The sequence below is a fragment of the Spiroplasma endosymbiont of Panzeria rudis genome, from assembly GCF_964019705.1.
Classification (GTDB): domain Bacteria; phylum Bacillota_I; class Bacilli_A; order Mycoplasmatales; family VBWQ01; genus Spiroplasma_E; species Spiroplasma_E ixodetis_A.
The window spans coordinates 702573-722323 of sequence record NZ_OZ026460.1 but is presented as its reverse complement, the minus strand read 5'-3'; the positions used below and the strand labels follow the sequence as shown (position 1 = coordinate 722323).

Below are 19751 nucleotides of genomic sequence, written 5' to 3'. Positions count from 1 at the left end.
AATTTTTTAATTATTTAAATAATAATTCCTTACTTAAATCTAAACTTACTACTCATTGATAAGAGTTTATTATAATATCTAATGTAAAATTTAACATTTCAACAATATTTTCTAATAATTTTTCTTCACTATTAGCAATAACTAAATTTAATAAATTAGCAGTAGAACTATTATCAGAACCAATATTCATATAAGGAAGCATTAGAGTGACTTGATTTTTATTAACATAAATACTTGGTATTTTTTCTTGTATATTTGCTAAATCAACCATTTTGCTCATTACTTTTGGCACTAATAACTTTCTTAACTTAATTGGATCACTATAATCAAGAGCAAATAACTTCTCAAATGCTGCTGATTCAAGTTGATCACCACGATTTGAACCCATAATTCTTGAACCTAATGTTTCAGGAACAATCGTTGTTATTACATCTTGCATATCAATTAAACACGTAAAATAAAGATATCGATTATATGTAGTACTAGTAGTTGTAGTTTTTCCTGTCTTGTAAGTTCTAGTAATCTTTTCTAACGTTGTTCCACAATTAAAATTTTTATCATTAATACTACTAATAATAACTTTTTCAGTTCAAACACGATGATTAAAATCACTACCAATAACTAAGAATTTTTGTGGTACAATGGTAAAATTTTTAGTAACATTAGTAATTTCAACTGCTTTAAAAGCAGAATTAACTGCCATTTTTAAATAATTAATATTATATTCTAAAAATTCTCGTTTTATTTTTTTGGAAAAAGTTTGTCCAACTGTTACTAACAATGTTCCAACTAAAATAAAAATAATACCAATAATAACTATTACTAAATAAAATGTGCTAGACACTTTTTCAGGTAATAAACTACTCAGAAAAATTATCCCTAACATAATAGTAAAAAACCTAATGCCAAAATAATATAAGCAATAATTTTATATACATTGCTTATAAACATTCGCTTAAAGGAAGTATTTAAAATCTTGTTATAAATTGAATGTATATTTTCTTTAATAATTTTTAATTCATTCTCATTAAACTTTATAATACTATTATTTCTGCTCATTTTTCCTCCCATATATTAATTTATTAAAATAATTATACTTAAAATTATTATTTTTACTATCAACTTAACCATTAATATCTTATAATAAAATTTAGAATACTAAAATATAGTAAGAATTTAGGAGAGAAAGATATGGAACTTACAATTAATATTTTATCTTGAATTGGAGCAATTTTAACTAGTATTGTTTTAATTCCCCAAAGTTTTAAAATAATTCGCACCAGAGATACAAAATTATTATCATTATATATGTATATTATTTTTGTACTATCAGCAATAACATTAATTATTTTTGCAATATTGTCTAATCAACCTGCTATTATTACAACTAATACTATTGTATTATTTTTTGCAAGTATTATTTTAATTCTAAAAATTAATAATATTTTTAGAAAAAAAGAAAAACCATAGTTTCAATTAGCTAATAAGAATTAAAGGATTTTCATTAATATATTTAATTCATCATTTAAAACCATGAGCACCATTTTCATCAATTACTAGATTAGTAGTAATTTTTCTATTAGTTAATATTTTTTTTAATTCAATAGTATTACTTTCATAATTTGTTACTAATTTGCCTTCAAAAAACTTTGGTTCTTTTTTTCCTACCCATAGTTCAACTATTAAAGGTTGATTATTATTTAAAACTTTAGTTTTTAAATCTTCAATAATTTGTGAATTAAATCAAATTGCTGGCGAAAATAATAATAATTTTGTAAATTGTAATTTTGATAAATATAACATTTGTAAACAAAAATATGCCCCCAAAGAACAACCAATGGCATTTAAATTTTTAATTTAAAAATTAAACTTTTTAATAACAAATGGTATAACCTCATTAATAATAAATTCTAAGTAATTTTTACCATTACCACCAAGAAAATCAATGTTACTTTTTTTAATTCAAGAAAATATTTTGTCATTAATATTTTTACATCATCATTGGTATAAGTTGCTAAATCATTAAAACGAGTCATATTATTGGTACTACCAATACCAATAAAAATACAATTACTATTATTTTCAAATAAAATATTACTATTACTATTAAGTAACATATCTTTACCATCAAAAACTAAATAAACTTCATAAGCAATATTTTGATCATAAATAGAAGGTAAAGCAATAATAATATCTTTATTAATATTTAAAAATTTACTTTTAATATTATCAACTTTTACATCATAATTATTCATATTTTTTATCCTTAATTTATTGATAATTTCCTAACAAAGAATAATTCATTATTCTAATATAAAAATTAAAATTAGTTTGTTCTAAGCGCATAGCGCATTTAACCAATTCATCTAAAATTATCAACTTATTAGTAAATAAAGTTTCATATGAAAAAAAAGCTTTTAAATTTAAATCAGTACTATCTTTTGTCAGCAATGTTTTTCTGGTTTCTAAATCCAACAAATAAAATAACATTAATAAACTTCCAAACTCATAATTATTTTTTATGTTTGTTTCATTCTTAGTTAAATTAATAAAAATATTACCACTAATATTTACCAATCTTTTAATTATTAGCAAACTTTCTTTTTTCAAATTAGAATTATTTATCAAAAAATCAGGTAATACTACTTTTGAAGTATCATCAAACCAAACTTTTATTTGATCTTTACATCCAAGTAATAATAAAAGTTCCTTGGCATTTTGATAATCATCTAACTGTTTTTCTTGACTCTTAAAAGTAGGAATTAAAGCAGAAATAGTTAATATAAAATTTGCAACTAATCTTAAATATTCTTTATAAGAAATTTTATTGAAATATAAATAAACACTTATTATTTTCATAAACATTAAATTTTGATTACTATTAAATATTAAGTTATAAGTATTACGATAATCTTTTGCTTTTAAATGACCTATTTTTTTTTTAATTTCGCGCTTAAAAAAATAATTACTTTTTAAAAGCAAAAGATGTTTAAATAATCGATATTCGGGAATCATTTTTTACTTCCAATCTAATTATATATTTTTAAATTTAATCTTAAAATAATTATAACATTGAAATAAATAAGTACATAATGTTACTTATTTATTATATTTAATTGCCAATAATATCATTGATAATTAATTATATTTAATATATAAATTTAAAAAGTTATTTTAAATAATAACTTTTTAAATCCATTCTTAACTAAAATCTTTTTTTCTTATAAAGAATTTATTAATCTCAAAGAAGAACTTAATTTTTCTTCTGCTTTATCTTCATTTGGCAAAATAAAACAAGATTGATTTTTTTCAATATCTGTTTCAAAACCAAGATCACTATATTGACTATTAACTCTTGAAATTAATTCTTTTTTACTAGAAAAAGGATTCTTTTCATCAAATTGCTTTGATATTTCATTTTCTGAAATTAAATTTAATTTATCAAAAATTTCTTCATTTTTTTCATTTGTAATTTTATTAATCAAACTGACTTGTAAATTAATAATATTTTCAAAAATATTTAATTTTAAAACTTTAAGTGGTTTAATATTTTTTTCATTTTCATTTATTTCTTCTCTTAAATTTCTTGTTTTCAATTTTATTTCTTTAATTTCTTTATTAACTTTTTTGTTTCTAACATATTTAAAAATACCAAAACTAATAGTATTTACAAAAGTTATTTGTCAATTTTTTTCTGCTTTTTTTTCTCTTAAATCTTGAATATCACATTCAAGTAAATCAATTTTATCTAATATTTCTTTATTTTTTTCTTGAAAATCAAATATTTTTTGTTCTAAATCCTTAATTTGAATTGCTGAGAAACTAATACTATCAAATAATTCTGTATCACCATCTTCTTCAAAAGGATTTTTCTTAGATGGATATATAGAATGTTCTAATTCTTCAAAGTTTTTATTTTTTAAAATAAAATCTAATTGTTCAAATATTTCTTTATATCTCTTAACTTTATTTTCATATAACTGACCTTGTAAATCAATAATTTCTTTTAAAATATTTAATTTTGAATTTTTAAATGGTTGTGCATTTTTTTCATTTTTATCAATTTCTTCTATTAAAGTTTTTATATTTAATTCTGTTTTTTTAATTTGTTTATTAATATTTGAAAATAGTTGTATTTTTTTTGATTTTTTTAATTTTTTTAAACGTTTAATTTTATTTTCTAAAGATTCAATTTGCTCAACTATTTCTTCACTTTTTTTCTCAATAAAAAATATTTCTTTATCCAATTCTTCTTTTGCTTTTTTTAATATATTAATTTTTTCGATTAACATTTTTTCTCCTTTAAAAATTAAAAAAACCCATTTACTTATAAATAAAGCAATAGGTTAAAAACTATATTTAGTTTATAAATTAAATTATACTTACTTTTTTATTTTTAATTATTATTTTTATTTTTTTCACTAATATGTTTTAAAAAAAGTATTTTAACTAGTTAAAATACTTTTTTGTAAAATAGGAGGTACTGTAGAAAAACTTTTCGCGAAATTGTTTATTAAATTTTGACTAAAACAACAATTTCCAAATATTTTAGCATCTTCTTCTTCCACTGATTTAGAAAGTACTTCAATATCACTGCCGTCATCATCTTCATTAAAACTACTATCCTTACTTGAAGATGTTATTGTAATTTCTTCTTCTGGTATATCTGATAATTGTCTTTCAAAATTGATAGTGCTTGACTTTGAATATATTTTTACATTATCATTTTCTTGTTCTAACTCAGAAAGTACTTCAATATCACTATCATCATCTTCATTAAAACCACTATCTTTACTTAAAAATATATCATCTTCTTGCTCGGATTCAGAAAGTACTTCAATATCACTATCATCATCATTAAAATTTAATTTATTAACAGTAACATCTACTTCTATTTCTTCACTAAAGATACTTTTTTTATTTAAAGATATTTTTAAAATATCATCTTTTTTCTCAGATTCAGAAAGTACTTCAATATGACTATCATCATCACTATTATATCCAGAAGAATTTTGTTCTAATGAAGAATCATTATTAATAGGATCTACTATTTTTGCTATTTGATTTTTTAAATTATCTAACTGTTGAAAAAATTCTTTATTAATTTTAATTAATCGATTGTTAGCAAAAAATAAGTTTTTTAAAAGAATATTAGTTTTTTTAATAATTTTTAATTTTTGAATTTTTAACAATTTAATAATATTTTTATTATTATTTATCGTTTGTTTCAAACATTCTCTCTTAATTTTTATTTCTTTAATTTGCTTATCAATATTTTTGTTTTTATAATATTTAAAAATACCAAAAGTAAATACATTTAAAAAAGTTAGTTTTCAATTTTTTTGGTTTTTTTGTTTTTCTAGAACTTTAATATTTTTTTCTAATACTTTAATTTCTCCTATTAATTTTATATTTTTATCTTCTTCATCAAATATTTGTCCAGTTAATTCATTGATTTCTTCATCTAATGTAAAAAATTCCTCCTCTTCGATTAATGAAATATTTAATTTTAATTCTGTATTTTTTTTATCAATATAAGATATTTTTTCATCTAATTTATTAATTTCTTTATTTAATAGTAAAAAAGATTCTTCTTTAGTTAATGGCATATATACTTCTCCTTTTTAAAAACAAAAGAACCCATTTGCTTTAAAAAAACAATGGGTAAAAACTTATATTAAGTTTATTAAAGTATATTATACTTTATTTTTTTGTTTTTTAACTATTAATTTTTAAAAAATAGTTACATTGAACAAAAATATTACATTATAACATAAAAAATATCTTTAAAATAAGATAATATATTTATATTAGAAATATAGTTATCAACTAAATTCAATCATATACTAGTTATAATTACTTATTTATTTTATCTAAAACACCATTAATGTATTTATAAGCATCATTTGGACAATAAGCTTTAGTTATAATAATAGCTTCATTAATAATAATTTTTTTATCTGTTTTAGTATGGACAATTTCATACACTGCTAAAATTAAAATTGCTTGTTCAATTGGTTTTAAATTTTCAAAATCTCATCCTTGTTTTAAATTTTTATTAATTAAATCTATTAAATCATATTCATAATCAATTATTTTATTTAATATCTCACATTGTTCAGTAATTAAACTCTTACCTTCTTCTTCAAAAAGAAATTGTTTAAATGCTTGTTGTGATTGGCCTTCAAGGAAATATTGATATAATACTTCCATCATGCCAATTCTTTTATGATGCTGGGTTATCTTCTTTTGTTCTTGCATTGTTGATTTCTACTTCCTTAGTTTTAGCAATAAATATTATATGAATATTTAATAAAAATAAATTTAAAGCTGATTCAGTACGTCTTAAAATTAAATTATTAATTTTATTTTTTAAATTTACTAAATCTTCATTTGGATTAACAATTAATTTTATTCGCACAACAATATTATTATTAATAGCAGTAATATCATTTGTTTCTAACATTAGAACTTCAACATCTTCTAATGTTAATTGATAGTTATCATTAATTAATAACATATAAATAAATTTTTTAATAACTAACGAAGATAATTTTAATGTTCCAACTTTACTTTCTTCAATAAGTATTTCCATAATATTCACCTTTCTTAAGCGCGATTTTTGTATTTCCCTTCATCTGTACTTACTACAATTTTATCACCATTATTAATAAACATTGGTACTTGTAATTGTAAACCATTTTCTAAAATAGCTGTTTTTGTCGTATTAGAAACACTATTTCCCTTGACTCCTGGTGGAGCATCAACAACCGCTAATACTACCGAAGGAGGTAAATCAATACCTAATATTTCTAAATTTTTATAAACCCTTAATGATACTTCATTACCAGGAACTAAAAATTTTTTTTCTCATGATAAGCGTGATTGATCAATCCTAATTTCATTATAATCTTCATTATCCATAAAAACTGAATACATACCATCATCATAACTATAAATTGCTGGTCGTTTATCAATAATAGCTGGATAAACTGTATCACCACCGGTAAAAGTAATACTAATAATAGCTTGTGTCCTTAAATTTTTTGCTTTTACCTTCACATGCGCTTGTCCACGTCCACTTTTAGAATGTGTTGATTCAATAACTATTAAAATATCAGTTTTATTATGTAAAAAAGTAATTCCTGGTTTAAAATCATTAACGTTAATCATTTTTATTTTTTCTCCTTTCAAATGTCAATTTCACGAGATGATTTTGTTAAAATTTGATAACCATCTTTGGTAACTAAAATATCATCTTCAATTCTAACACCACCTAAATTAGGAATATAAATACCTGGTTCAACAGTAATAACCATTCCCGGAACTAAAATAGTAGATTCATTTTTAATAACTCAAGGCGATTCATGAATTTCAATACCAAGTCCATGACCAGTACCATGAGTAAAATATTGTTCATAACCCTTTTCTTTAATATATTCTCTACAAATCTTATCAATTTCACCAATAGCTATACCTGGTTTTACAGCCTTAATTCCTGCCATTTGTGCTGATTTAACTATTTCATGAATTTCAATTAATTTTGGATTAACTTTACCAATCGCAAAAGTTCTAGTCATATCTGAACAAAAACCTTCATATACACAACCAAAGTCACAAGTAATTAACTCATTATTGCCAATTTTTTTATTACTAGCTTTACCATGAGGCATTGCTCCTCTTTCTCCAGAAGCAACAATAGTATCAAATGATGCTTTTGTTGCACCATTTTTAACAAATGAACGTAATATTATATCTTCAACATCTTTTTCACTAACACCAGGTCGGATAAAGCTTAAAACTTCATTAAAAGCCAAATCACCAATAGCACAAGCTTTTGCAATTCGTGCAATTTCGATTTCATCTTTAATCATTCTTAATGAACTAACATAAATTGGAACAAATTCAATATCTTTAATTTCTTGCTTTCAACTTTCTAATTGAGCAATAGTAATATATTCTGCTTCAAAACCAATTTTTTTAATTTTTTGTGATTTTAATAAATCTTTCAACGAAGAAAAAATATTACTAAATTGAATGCATTTAACATTTTTGGCATTTTCTTTTCCCTCAGTAATATATCTTCCATCTAATAATAAATTTGCATCATTTTTGCTAATCAATAAATAACCTAACGTTGAAATAAAATCACTATATCAAAAGCGATTTTCGGGAGAGTAAAATAACATAGCATCTATTTTATTTTTGGTTAATATTGTTTCAATAATTTCTTTTTTATTTAAATTTTTCATTTTAAATTCAATCCTTTTAATAAATCATTAATTAATAACTAAGTATATTGTACTGCAAATTAAAGAAAAGAAATAAGTTTTACTTATTTCTTTTCTTTATGTAGTGTATGTTGATTACAACGAGAACAATGTTTTTTTGTTTCTAATTTTTCAGGCTTAGTTTTTTTATTACGATCAGCAATATAATTTTCTTCTTTGCAAACTTCACATCTTAAAGTTAATCCATCACGCATTGTGCGCCTCCTTAATAATAATTGAGTTATATACAATACAATATTATTGCATAATTAAATAGTTAGTTCAATTAAATAAAGGAATTATTTTTAAACTTCCTTATATGAAAAAATGTTACTAATATTAAAAATACAAAATATCAGTAACTAGGTAATTATTTAAATAATATTATTTAAAATACTTGATATCAATATAAGTCATCAGTTTTATACTGTGTAAAAATACTAACTGTTTTATTATATCTATTAATTTCGCCATTCATTCCATCAGGAATACTTTTAGTATTAACTTCTAAATTCTCAATTTTGTTTATATTTGCATCAATATTAAGAACATAATTTGGATTATTTAATGTTTTAACGAAAAAATTAGTTGAAGATTTACCCTTATTTTCTTGATTATTTAATAATTTTATTTCACTTATTTCATTAGTTAAATTTATTGTTTTTAATACAACTAATTCATTTTCAGAATTAAGATTTCTCTCAATTATTCTAACTGTCATTTTTTGTTGTCGATCAAATAAAAGTAATAATTGACTATTAATATTCAATAAATCATAATCATCAGAAATTTCAAAATTATATTTTCCTTTAATAACTTGACCTGATGAATCAATAATTTGAATATGGAATGGCAACCCTTTTTAGGACTATTTTTTGGTAGACATTTATTTTTGATAATTAACTGGAGTTAAGTAGTTTAAAGTGCTGTGAATTCTTATGTTGTTATATCAGTTGATGTAATCAAATAATTCTAATTTTAATTGGATTAATGATGTAAAATTTTTATCATTAATAAATTCAATTTTGAAAGTTTTAAAAGTTGCTTCAGCAACAGCGTTATCATAAGGACAACCTTTTTTGCTTAAAGAGCGATTAATATTGAATGCTAGTAAAAGTTTATCAATAATTTTATTATTAAATTCATTACCGCGATCACTATGAAATATTTGAATATCTTTTAAACAACGATTTGAGTGCATAAATGCTTGATGTACTAATGATGCATCTTTTTTAGTACCTACACTATGTCCAATAATTTCGCGGTTAAATAGGTCAATTAATAGGCAAATATAGTTTCATTTACCATTAACTTGAACATAAGTTAAATCACTAACAATAACTTCATTTTTAAGCCTATTATTAAAGTTTCTATTAACGATATTGGTTATTTGACTATCGTTGACTTTATTATGATGATTTTTGAATGATAATTTAGTGTATTTTGATATTAAATTATGTTTATTCATAATTTCTTTAATTTTTCTGCGTGACAAATAAATATTCTTTTCTTTTAGAACAACTTTTAATCTTCTTGTTCCATAAACTTCTTTATTTTCTTTAAAAGCACTAATAACAGCTTCATCATAAATATTATTTTGTTTTTTTCTTTTTCCTTTAAATTAAAATAATATGTTGATTTAGAAAGTTTTAAAAAACGACACATTGTGCGAATTTTATATTTAACTTTATTTTTAGCAATAATTTCTATTTTCTGCCTATTATTAGTGCTGCTTGCTTTAAAATATCATTTTCCATTCGTAACTGTTTTAATTCTTTTCTTAATTTAATTAATTCATTTTCTTCAATAGAACGATTATCTTTAGTTTTAAAACTGCCTGAATTAGTAAATTGCTTAATTCAATTATAAGTAGCTGCTCTTGTAACATTGTACTCTTTAGCAAGACAAGACACTGACTTACCGCTTTGATATAAAGCTACTATTTGTTTTTTAAATTCATCGGTATATGAGTTAATATTGGCCATAATTATAGTTCCTTTCTTTTAACTAATTTGTTCACTTGTCTACGTAATTAGTGTCCAATAAAGTGTAACCTATCCACTTTTTAAAATCTTTAATTTGACAAATTTTAAAATATACTTATCAAATAACTTCTATTTACAATTAATTTATTTTCATAAAATTAATAATATATTTATAATGTTATTTTTGGTAATTCTTTTCTAAAGATTAAATAATACATACCAGGTAATAAAATACCACCACCAATAAAATTACCAAATAAGGTTGGAAGTTGTACTTGATAACCAAATTGTAAAAAGTCATTAAATCCACTATGAATTCCATAAATATTAAATAAAGGCCCTAATCCTCAAACATAAGAATTTGCTACAACGTGAGAAAAACCAGATAAGGCAAAAACCATAATTACTAATCCTATTAATAAAAATTTAGCAGTAGATGAACGAGTGGCATGAGAAATATAAACACTTCCTGCTACTAAAAAATTACATAATATACCACTAAAAAGGCTTTTCATCAAGACATTACTAATTTATGATTAAAAATACTAACAGCATTATCCAAAAAAGCTTGATTATCAAAAAATCCTGCTCATCATGTAAATAATGAAAGAATAAAACAACCTATAAAATTACCAATTAATACTACTAGTAAGTTAATTAACATTCTTGTTAACTTAACTTGTTTTTTTATTAATGGCATAAATATCATGGAATTAGAAGTAAAAAGTTCACCACCCATAAAGACAATCATAGTAATTGCTAAAGTAAAAATAAAACCAAATTTTAAATTTTTAATACCATTATCACTTAATCCTCTACTACCAAAAATAGCCGCAATATAAGCAATACCAACAAAAAGTCCAGCCGCAATACCCATTAAAAAAGTTTTTAATAACGGACTTTCTGCTTTCTTTAATGCATACTTATAAACAGCAATATAAGTTTCAATACTTGTTAATGTTTCTTCATTATTGATATTTTCTACACTTGTATTCACGAATAAACTACTCCTATCTTTTATTTAATAGCAGCAAAAGCTGTTTCTAAAGTTTCTTTAATAATTGCACAAGATTTATCAAATGCCGTTTGCTCTTCTTTCGTTAATGGTAACTGAACTACTCTTTTTCAACCTTTTTCGTAAAGTATTGTTGGTACACCAATATAAAAACCTTGCTGTCCATATTCTCCCTGTAAATAAGCACCTGCTACTAAAACGTGATTTTGTCCTTCAAGGATATTTCTTACTAATAATGCCAATGCTGTACCAATACCATAAAAAGTTGCACGCTTTAATTTAATAATTTTATAAGCTCTTTGTGCTACTTCTTTTCTTAATTCTTCTAAATCTTTTTCTTTAATTCTACCTTCAGTAATTTGTTGATAAATAGTTTTATTACCTACCGAAACCGAACTTCAAGGAATCATTGAAGAATCACCATGTTCACCAATTACATAAGCAGCAACTGACTTTGGATTAACTGCAATTTTTTCTCCAATTAAATATTGTAAACGTAAGGTATCTAAAATTGTACCAGAACCTAATACTTGATGATAATCAAATTGTGTAATTTTTTGATAAACAGTTGTCATAATATCAACAGGATTAGATGCAATAATAGTAACACCTTTAAATCCTGATTTTTTAATTTCTAAAGCAATGCTCTTCATAATTTTGGCATTATCTGCTACCATATTTAATCTTGTTTCACCATCTTTTTGTGGTCTTCCAGCAGTAATAACAATAATATCAGCATCTTTACAATCGCTGTAATTTCCCGCCTTAATTGAAATAAAAGGATGATCTAAAGCTGCTTGACAATCAGCAAAATCAATCGCATTACCTTCAGCTATACCTTCAAAAGCATCAATTAATACATATTCTTGGGCTAAACCTTGATTAATGGCACTGTAAATAAAACTACTACCAACAGCTCCACATCCAACAAGGACAATTTTTCGTTTTGCCATATTTACCTCCATATTTTTTGCATTTCATGTAACAGTACTTTATCCTCGGCACTATTTTAATAACTTACTTTTTAAAATAAAAGTTACAATGATATGTAATATTTTTATTATGCTTTTTATATAAGAATGTTAAAAAAATAAAACTTATTTTTTCTTTTAAATTTTTGTTTTTCAATTAATAACAATCCCTTTTGGTCTAGTAAAAGCAAGTAACGAAGGACGAATACCTTGTACGCCAAGACCCGAATCCTTAACACCAACAAAAGAAAAGTGATCGGGACCACGTTGTGACTGATCGTTAATATTAACACTTCCAACTTCTAATAATTTAGCAATACTCATTGCACTATTAATATTAGTAGTAAAAACAGAAGCTTGTAAACCATATTGTGAATCATTTGCAATATTAATTGCTTCTTTTACTTCATCAAAAATAATAATCGGCAACAATGGTGCAAAAGGTTCTTCTCATGCTAAATTCATTTTTGTTGTTACGTCAGTAATAATAGTTGGTCACATTAAATTTTCTTTAAATTTATTACCAACTAAACAATTGGCTCCTTTATCTAAAGCATCTTTAATTAATTTTTTAGCATTATCAACTGTTGGTTGATCAATAACAGGAGTAATATCACAATCATCTGTGGGCAAACCAACAGTTAACTTTTCAACTTTTTCTTTTAAAATTGGAATTAATTTGCTACTAATTGTTCTTTGTACTAACACTCTTTTAATAGCAGTACAGCGTTGTCCTGAATAACTAAATGCACCTTTAATGATTTTGGTTGCTGTATCTTCAAGATCAGCATCATTAAGCACTATTGCTGGATCTTTACCTCCTAATTCTAAAATCAAATCAGCTTTTAAAGATTTCTGTGAAATACGATTACCAACAACAGCACTACCAGTAAAAGAAATAACATTAATTGCTTCATTTTCAACTAAACTATCACCAATTTCACTACCTTTACCACTTATAGAATTAAAAACACCATTAGGAATGTTAGCTTCTTTAGCTAATTTAGCTAAGTGTAATCCCACCAATGATCCTTGTGTTGCGGGTTTAAAAACAACACTATTACCAGTCACAAGTGCTGGAAATATTTTAGAGACTGATAAATTTATCGGATAATTAAAAGGGGAAATAGCAAGAACAATTCCTTTTGGTACGTATTCAAAAACAGCTAATTTGTTCATACTTCCTCAACTATCACCTGTATAAGATTCAGGATGAAGACGTAATGCTTCTTGTAAAGTATATTCAATATATTCAACTGTTCTATCAATTTCACTGCAAGCTGCTTTTGTGCCTTTAGCAATTTCATTAGTCATTAATTCAGCAAGTATTAATTTATCGCGAATAATTAATTGTTTTCAAGAATTTAAAAAAGAAATTCTTTTTAAAATAGGCATTTGTTCTCAATTTTTTTGAGCAAATTTTGCAGATTCATATACTTTTTTAATTTCAACTTTAGTTAAGGCAGGAACTTGGCCTGCTATTTTATTAGTGGTGGGATTGATAACTGATATTCAATTACCATTTTCATACAACTCACCATTAATTAGAGATTGATATTTAATAATATTATTTGTCATCTATACTTCCTCCTTAAATCACTACCATAATAATTATAGCATTGATATAAGTCATATCCTATTCACTCTTAACTAAAATTATTATTTAAATTTATATTATGAAAATCAAAAAAACTAATTCTTTAAAAAGTCCATAATTTTCAACAAAAAAGTTTATTTTAAATACCATTGTTGCTTTCTTTTCCATCAAAATTTTCTGATATTGATGATATATCAGCATCAATAACATCAGTTTTTAAATCAATCACTAAATTACTACCGCCAGCAATAATATCATCAGCAACTACTTTGCCAGTTCCTTCATTTACCTTGCTAAGATTAATGTCACTTGCTTTAATCACTAATCATTTTTCTTTTTTCGTTAATATATTAATAAAAGATGTTGCTGGTGATAAGAAAGTTTTAATAATACTAATACTTTTACTTTTAGGAACTTTTATTACTTTATTACCTTTTGTTGTTCGTGAAGTTTGTTCAATAGTATTGAATAACATTCGTTTAATTGTTCCAACTGATGTTAACATTGCATAAATATCATTACTATTACCACAAGCCATTCCTACCACTTCATCTTCTTCAGAATTAATTTTCAAAGCTTTAACACCTGTTGCAGTTTTAGTTAATAATGGAACTTTCGTTTCTAAATATTTTAAAGTCATACCCTTGCGAGTACTAATAACAATAAAATCATGACCGGTAGTACTATTAACACTAATAACACTATCGTTCTCTTTTAACTTAACATATTTGGCGGTTTTATTAAATCTGGTAGTTGCTAACTCTAAAAGTGGCATTCTTTTAATTAAACCATATCTAGTAGCGACTACTATATTTACATTTGGCTGTTCAAAACTATTAACTTGCGCAACACTAATAATTTTTTCATTTCCTTCAAGTTTACATAACGTATTAACATGAATACCATTATCTTTCCATTTATTTTCTTCTAATTTAAAAATTGGTATTAAAAAATAATTACCTTTATTTGTAAAAAATAATAAATTATTAAAATTATTGAACATTGCTCCACCAATAATAACATCATTTGGCTTACGCCCAAAATCTTGATAATCAAGATTTTGTAAAAATACTTTACTACTTATTACCTTAATTCAACCATCATAACTAATACTAACAAATACATTTTCTTGTCGCAATGTTGCTTTTTCATCAATTGTAATTTCAGAAATTTCACCTTGAATTTGTGATTTTCTTAATCCAGAAAAATGAGAATTAATTTGTTCTAACTCAGTAATAATAACTTGACGTAGTGAATTTTCATTATTAAGAATTTCTTGTAAAACAATAATTTTACTTTCAATATCTGCTTTTTCTAAAACTAATGATTGAATATCAGTAGCAGTTAAACGATATAAACGCAATTGTACAATTGCTTCTGCTTGAATATCAGTAAAATTAAAAGCTGATATTAAATTTAATTTTGCTTGCATACGGTCAGTTGATGTTCTAATAATTTTAATTACTTTATCAACTTCACTTAATGCAATAACTAAACCATTAACAATCTCTAATCTTCGTTCTAATTGTGCTAAGTCATATTGTGAACGCTTAGTAACAACATCAATTTGATGATTAATATAAAAATCTAACATATTAATTAAACTCATTTGTACTGGTTTTTTGTTAGCAATTGCTACTAAATTAAAGTTATAATAAATTTGTAAATTGGTATTTTTAAATAAATAATTTAAAATTTCTTGTGGTTTACTATCTTCTACTAAATCAATAACTATTCGTAAACCAAAACGATCCGTTTCATCACGTACTTCTTTAATACCATGAATTTTTGCTAATGTTTTAACATCATCAATTTTTTTAATTAAATCTTGTTTAATAACTTCAAATGGAATTTCGGTAATAATTATTTGTGGAATTTCACCTTCATTATTAATATGAGTTTTGGCACGAATTGCAATTCGCCCCTTACCAGAACGATAAGCTTCTTTAATACCTTTAATACCTTGAATAATTCCTCCGGTTGGAAAGTCAGGACCCTTAATAACACGCATTAATTCGCTTAAATTACATTGTGGATTATTAATTCTCATGACAATTGCATTAATTACTTCTTGTAAATTATGAGGTGGAATATTAGTTGCCATTCCAACGGCAATTCCAGAAGCACCATTTACTAATAAATTTGGAAAATAGGCAGGTAAAACTGTTGGTTCTGTTTCTGATTCATCAAAATTTTTAATTAAACTAATAGTATTTTTCTTAATATCCTTCAATAATAATTCTGAAATTAATGATAAACGTGCTTCTGTATATCGCATCGCAGCAGGATTATCACCATCAATTGAACCTTTATTACCGTGCATTTGTACTAATGGTCATGCTACCTTTCACTCTTGTGCCATTCTACACATCGCAGCATAAACCGCTGTATCACCATGAGGATGATATTTACCAATTACTTCTCCAACAACACGAGCTGCTTTTTTATATGCTTTATCATTGGTTAAACCCAAATCATTCATAGCATGCAAAATTCGACGTTGAACTGGCTTCAAACCATCACGGACATCGGGCAATGCTCGTTCTAAAATAATATATTTGGCATATCGACCAAAACGTTCTGCAACAATATCATCAATAGGATAAGATAAAATTTGTTCATTATTTTGTTGAATCTCTTCTTTACTATTCATAACTTATAAACTCCTTTTTTTCTTAATAATCACTAGCTTCAAAAGAAATATTTTCTTCAATTCATTTTCGTCTTTTTTCTGGTTTATCACCCATTAATATTTGAATTTCTGTTTCTGCTGATAGAGCATCCTCAATAGTAATTTTAATTAATTGACGGACGTTTGGGTCCATAGTTGTTTCTCATAATTGTTCAGCATTCATTTCTCCTAAACCTTTATAACGTTGCAGGTCATATTTACCTTTAATTGTTTCAACTTTATCTTTTAATTCTAACTCATTTCAAACATATACATGTTTCTCTTGCTCTTCTTCTTTAAAAGAAATTTTAAATAAAGGCGGTAATGCAATATAAATATTACCCGAAGTAATTAAATCTCGCATATAACGATAGAAAAAAGTTAGTAATAAAATTTGAATATGGGCACCATCAGTATCGGCATCAGTCATAATAATGACTTTATTATAATTACAATTTTCAATACTAAATTCGTTACCAACACCAGCACCAATCGCATTAATAATCATACTAATTTCCTCATTATTAAAAAGATCAATTACTTTAGTTTTTTCGGCATTAATTACTTTTCCTTTTAACGGTAATATCGCTTGGAACTTACGATCACGACCTGACTTGGCACTGCCACCAGCGGAATCTCCTTCCACTAAAAATAATTCATTAATATTAGGATTTTTACTTTGTGCGGGCACCAATTTACCTACTAAAAATTTTTGCGTATCTTTACTTTTATTACGCAATGATTCACGTTCTTTTCTTAAAGCATTACGAATATCACGAGCCTTAATGGCTTTATCAATAATTTTTTTAGCAGCATCACTATTTTCGTGAAGTCAAAATGAAAATCTTTCATTAACAATATTATCAACAACAATTCTTGCTTCGGGCGTTCCTAATTTACCTTTTGTTTGACCTTCGTATTGAATTAAATTTTCAGGAATACGCAACGAAACAATAGCAACCAAACCTTCTCGCAAATCATTACCTTCTAAATTTTTATCTTTTGCTTTTAATAATTCTTGTTTTCTTGCATATTCATTAATAGCTTTTGTTAAACCACTTTTAAAACCAACTAAATGACTTCCACCATCAACAGTTTTAACGTTATTGGCAAACCCTACTAACGTTTCGCTATAATCTTCCGTATATTGTAATACAATTTCAACGTCAATATTATTTTGTTTACCTTTTAAACTAACAATTGGTGATAAATTTTTTTTATCTTTATTTAAATATTGCATAAAAGCAACTAAGCCATTTTCATAATGAAAAGTTTCTTCAGTACCTATCCTCTTATCAATTAATTGAATACTTAAATCATTAATTAAAAAAGCACTTTCACGTAAATGTTGTTCAAATAAATGAACATTTCAATCACAACCTAGAAAAACACGATGAAAATCAGGTAAAAATTGTACCCTAGTTCCTGTTTTATAAGTGTTACCAATCATTTTTAAACTTTGATCAATCTTACCACCATTTTTAAATTTAATTTCATGAATTTTTTTATCACGATGAATAGTAACAATCATTCAATTACTTAAAGCATTTACTACTGAAGCACCAACGCCATGTAAACCACCCGAGGTTTTATAACTATTAGTGTCAAATTTTCCACCAGCATGTAAAACCGTATAAATAACTTCGGGAGTACTTTTTTTTGAAGCATGCATACCAGTTGGAACACCACGACCATTGTCTTCAACAGTAACTGACTTATCAACATTAATAGTAACAACAATACTAGTACAAAAACCAGCTAATGCTTCATCAATACCATTATCAACAATTTCTCAAACTAGATGATGAAGACCACGATTATCAGTAGAACCAATATACATTCCAGGTCTTTTTCTAACTGCTTCTAGACCTTCTAAAATTTGAATTGATGATTCATTATAAACACTGTTTTTTGGTTTATTTGCCATGAAAAAAAACTCCTTACTACAATTTATTTCATTTTCATTTTATCATATATTTATTTATTTAAAGATAATGTCGATAAAAGAACTAAATCAATTTTATAATTTAAAGTTAAAGGTTTGGATAGGTTACACTTTATTGGACACTAATTACGTAGACAAGTGAACAAATTAGTTAAAAGAAAGGAACTATAATTATGGCCAATATTAACTCATATACCGATGAATTTAAAAAACAAATAGTAGCTTTATATCAAAGCGGTAAGTCAGTGTCTTGTCTTGCTAAAGAGTACAATGTTACAAGAGCAGCTACTTATAATTGAATTAAGCAATTTACTAATTCAGGCAGTTTTAAAACTAAAGATAATCGTTCTATTGAAGAAAATGAATTAATTAAATTAAGAAAAGAATTAAAACAGTTACGAATGGAAAATGATATTTTAAAGCAAGCATCACTAATAATAGGCAGAAAATAGAAATTATTGCTAAAAATAAAGTTAAATATAAAATTCGCACAATGTGTCGTTTTTTAAAACTTTCTAAATCAACATATTATTTTAATTTAAAGGAAAAAGAAAGAAAACAAAATAATATTTATGATGAAGCTGTTATTAGTGCTTTTAAAGAAAATAAAGAAGTTTATGGAACAAGAAGATTAAAAGTTGTTCTAAAAGAAAAGAATATTTATTTGTCACGCAGAAAAATTAAAGAAATTATGAATAAACATAATTTAATATCAAAATACACTAAATTATCATTCAAAAATCATCATAATAAAGTCAACGATAGTCAAATAACCAATATCGTTAATAGAAACTTTAATAATAGGCTTAAAAATGAAGTTATTGTTAGTGATTTAACTTATGTTCAAGTTAATGGTAAATGAAACTATATTTGCCTATTAATTGACCTATTTAACCGCTAAATTATTGGACATAGTGTAGGTACTAAAAAAGATGCATCATTAGTACATCAAGCATTTATGCACTCAAATCGTTGTTTAAAAGATATTCAAATATTTCATAGTGATCGCGGTAATGAATTTAATAATAAAATTATTGATAAACTTTTACTAGCATTCAATATTAATCGCTCTTTAAGCAAAAAAGGTTGTCCTTATGATAACGCTGTTGCTGAAGCAACTTTTAAAACTTTCAAAATTGAATTTATTAATGATAAAAATTTTACATCATTAATCCAATTAAAATTAGAATTATTTGATTACATCAACTGATATAACAACATAAGAATTCACAGCACTTTAAACTACTTAACTCCAGTTAATTATCAAAAATAAATGTCTACCAAAAAATAGTCCTAA

General features: G+C 24.6%; 20 protein-coding genes and 2 pseudogenes. 2 read left to right on the top strand and 20 right to left on the bottom strand.

Annotated features, from left to right (window positions below):
• Nucleotides 1–10: 10 nt before the first annotated feature.
• Both AACK89_RS04065 and AACK89_RS04060 read right to left on the bottom strand, forming a co-directional pair.
• Nucleotides 11–844, bottom strand: a complete 834-nt coding sequence (locus AACK89_RS04065) for a DUF3137 domain-containing protein (RefSeq protein ID WP_338977385.1) — start codon at nucleotides 842–844, stop codon at nucleotides 11–13.
• Between the two features lie 35 nt (nucleotides 845–879).
• A complete protein-coding gene (locus tag AACK89_RS04060) occupies nucleotides 880–1059 on the bottom strand; it encodes a hypothetical protein (RefSeq protein ID WP_338977382.1) in 180 nt (59 codons plus the stop codon).
• A 132-nt stretch (nucleotides 1060–1191) separates the two neighbouring features.
• On the opposite strand from AACK89_RS04060, the gene AACK89_RS04055 reads away from it, so the two are divergent.
• Nucleotides 1192–1470: a SemiSWEET family sugar transporter gene (locus AACK89_RS04055; RefSeq protein ID WP_338977378.1), complete on the top strand. Its 279-nt coding sequence runs from the start codon at nucleotides 1192–1194 to the stop codon at nucleotides 1468–1470.
• 6 nt (nucleotides 1471–1476) lie between these two features.
• Here the strand turns inward: AACK89_RS04055 and AACK89_RS04050 are convergent, their stop codons facing one another.
• From AACK89_RS04050 to parE, 18 genes and pseudogenes are all read right to left on the bottom strand, one after another.
• A complete protein-coding gene (locus tag AACK89_RS04050; RefSeq protein WP_338977375.1) occupies nucleotides 1477–1803 on the bottom strand; it encodes a hypothetical protein in 327 nt (108 codons plus the stop codon).
• A 107-nt stretch (nucleotides 1804–1910) separates the two neighbouring features.
• Nucleotides 1911–2255, bottom strand: a complete 345-nt coding sequence (locus AACK89_RS04045) for a hypothetical protein (protein ID WP_338977372.1) — start codon at nucleotides 2253–2255, stop codon at nucleotides 1911–1913.
• A 16-nt stretch (nucleotides 2256–2271) separates the two neighbouring features.
• Nucleotides 2272–3015 carry a hypothetical protein gene (locus tag AACK89_RS04040; RefSeq protein ID WP_338977369.1) on the bottom strand — a complete coding sequence of 248 codons (744 nt, stop codon included), beginning with the start codon at nucleotides 3013–3015 and terminating at the stop codon, nucleotides 2272–2274.
• A 206-nt stretch (nucleotides 3016–3221) separates the two neighbouring features.
• Nucleotides 3222–4292 (bottom strand): hypothetical protein, encoded by a 1071-nt coding sequence (locus tag AACK89_RS04035; RefSeq protein ID WP_338977367.1) that lies wholly within the window; start codon nucleotides 4290–4292, stop codon nucleotides 3222–3224.
• Between the two features lie 153 nt (nucleotides 4293–4445).
• A complete protein-coding gene (locus tag AACK89_RS04030; protein WP_338977365.1) occupies nucleotides 4446–5609 on the bottom strand; it encodes a hypothetical protein in 1164 nt (387 codons plus the stop codon).
• A gap of 247 nt (nucleotides 5610–5856) precedes the next feature.
• A complete protein-coding gene (gene nusB / locus AACK89_RS04025; RefSeq protein ID WP_281748253.1) occupies nucleotides 5857–6261 on the bottom strand; it encodes a transcription antitermination factor NusB in 405 nt (134 codons plus the stop codon).
• Nucleotides 6227–6595: a hypothetical protein gene (locus tag AACK89_RS04020; protein ID WP_338977364.1), complete on the bottom strand. Its 369-nt coding sequence runs from the start codon at nucleotides 6593–6595 to the stop codon at nucleotides 6227–6229. The genes nusB and AACK89_RS04020 overlap by 35 nt, the downstream gene beginning before the upstream one ends.
• Before the next feature lie 14 nt (nucleotides 6596–6609).
• Nucleotides 6610–7173, bottom strand: a complete 564-nt coding sequence (efp, locus tag AACK89_RS04015) for an elongation factor P (protein WP_338977363.1) — start codon at nucleotides 7171–7173, stop codon at nucleotides 6610–6612.
• A gap of 2 nt (nucleotides 7174–7175) precedes the next feature.
• Nucleotides 7176–8252 (bottom strand): M24 family metallopeptidase, encoded by a 1077-nt coding sequence (locus AACK89_RS04010; RefSeq protein ID WP_338973802.1) that lies wholly within the window; start codon nucleotides 8250–8252, stop codon nucleotides 7176–7178.
• Between the two features lie 83 nt (nucleotides 8253–8335).
• Nucleotides 8336–8485, bottom strand: coding sequence for a 50S ribosomal protein L33 (gene rpmG, locus AACK89_RS04005; protein WP_174481164.1), 150 nt, complete (start codon nucleotides 8483–8485; stop codon nucleotides 8336–8338).
• A gap of 173 nt (nucleotides 8486–8658) precedes the next feature.
• The gene (locus tag AACK89_RS04000; protein WP_338977362.1) at nucleotides 8659–9126 is read right to left on the bottom strand and encodes a hypothetical protein; all 468 of its coding nucleotides are present in this window, start codon (nucleotides 9124–9126) and stop codon (nucleotides 8659–8661) included.
• A 30-nt stretch (nucleotides 9127–9156) separates the two neighbouring features.
• Nucleotides 9157–10255: pseudogene (locus AACK89_RS03995) on the bottom strand (IS3 family transposase).
• A 170-nt stretch (nucleotides 10256–10425) separates the two neighbouring features.
• Nucleotides 10426–10770, bottom strand: coding sequence for a formate/nitrite transporter family protein (locus tag AACK89_RS03990; RefSeq protein ID WP_338977360.1), 345 nt, complete (start codon nucleotides 10768–10770; stop codon nucleotides 10426–10428).
• Complete coding sequence (locus AACK89_RS03985) at nucleotides 10731–11252, bottom strand: formate/nitrite transporter family protein (protein WP_338977357.1); 522 nt, start codon at nucleotides 11250–11252, stop codon at nucleotides 10731–10733. The genes AACK89_RS03990 and AACK89_RS03985 overlap by 40 nt, the downstream gene beginning before the upstream one ends.
• A gap of 20 nt (nucleotides 11253–11272) precedes the next feature.
• Nucleotides 11273–12223: an L-lactate dehydrogenase gene (locus tag AACK89_RS03980; RefSeq protein WP_338977354.1), complete on the bottom strand. Its 951-nt coding sequence runs from the start codon at nucleotides 12221–12223 to the stop codon at nucleotides 11273–11275.
• A 156-nt stretch (nucleotides 12224–12379) separates the two neighbouring features.
• A complete protein-coding gene (locus AACK89_RS03975) occupies nucleotides 12380–13819 on the bottom strand; it encodes an NADP-dependent glyceraldehyde-3-phosphate dehydrogenase (protein ID WP_338977351.1) in 1440 nt (479 codons plus the stop codon).
• A 158-nt stretch (nucleotides 13820–13977) separates the two neighbouring features.
• Nucleotides 13978–16491, bottom strand: a complete 2514-nt coding sequence (gene parC, locus AACK89_RS03970) for a DNA topoisomerase IV subunit A (protein ID WP_338977348.1) — start codon at nucleotides 16489–16491, stop codon at nucleotides 13978–13980.
• A gap of 22 nt (nucleotides 16492–16513) precedes the next feature.
• On the bottom strand, nucleotides 16514–18436 hold the full coding sequence (gene parE, locus AACK89_RS03965; protein ID WP_338977345.1) for a DNA topoisomerase IV subunit B: 1923 nt from the start codon (nucleotides 18434–18436) through the stop codon (nucleotides 16514–16516).
• Nucleotides 18437–18627: 191 nt separating this feature from the next.
• Between parE and AACK89_RS03960 the strand changes: the two are divergent.
• Nucleotides 18628–19727, top strand: a pseudogene (locus tag AACK89_RS03960) (IS3 family transposase).
• The last annotated feature ends 24 nt before the right edge of the window (nucleotides 19728–19751 follow it).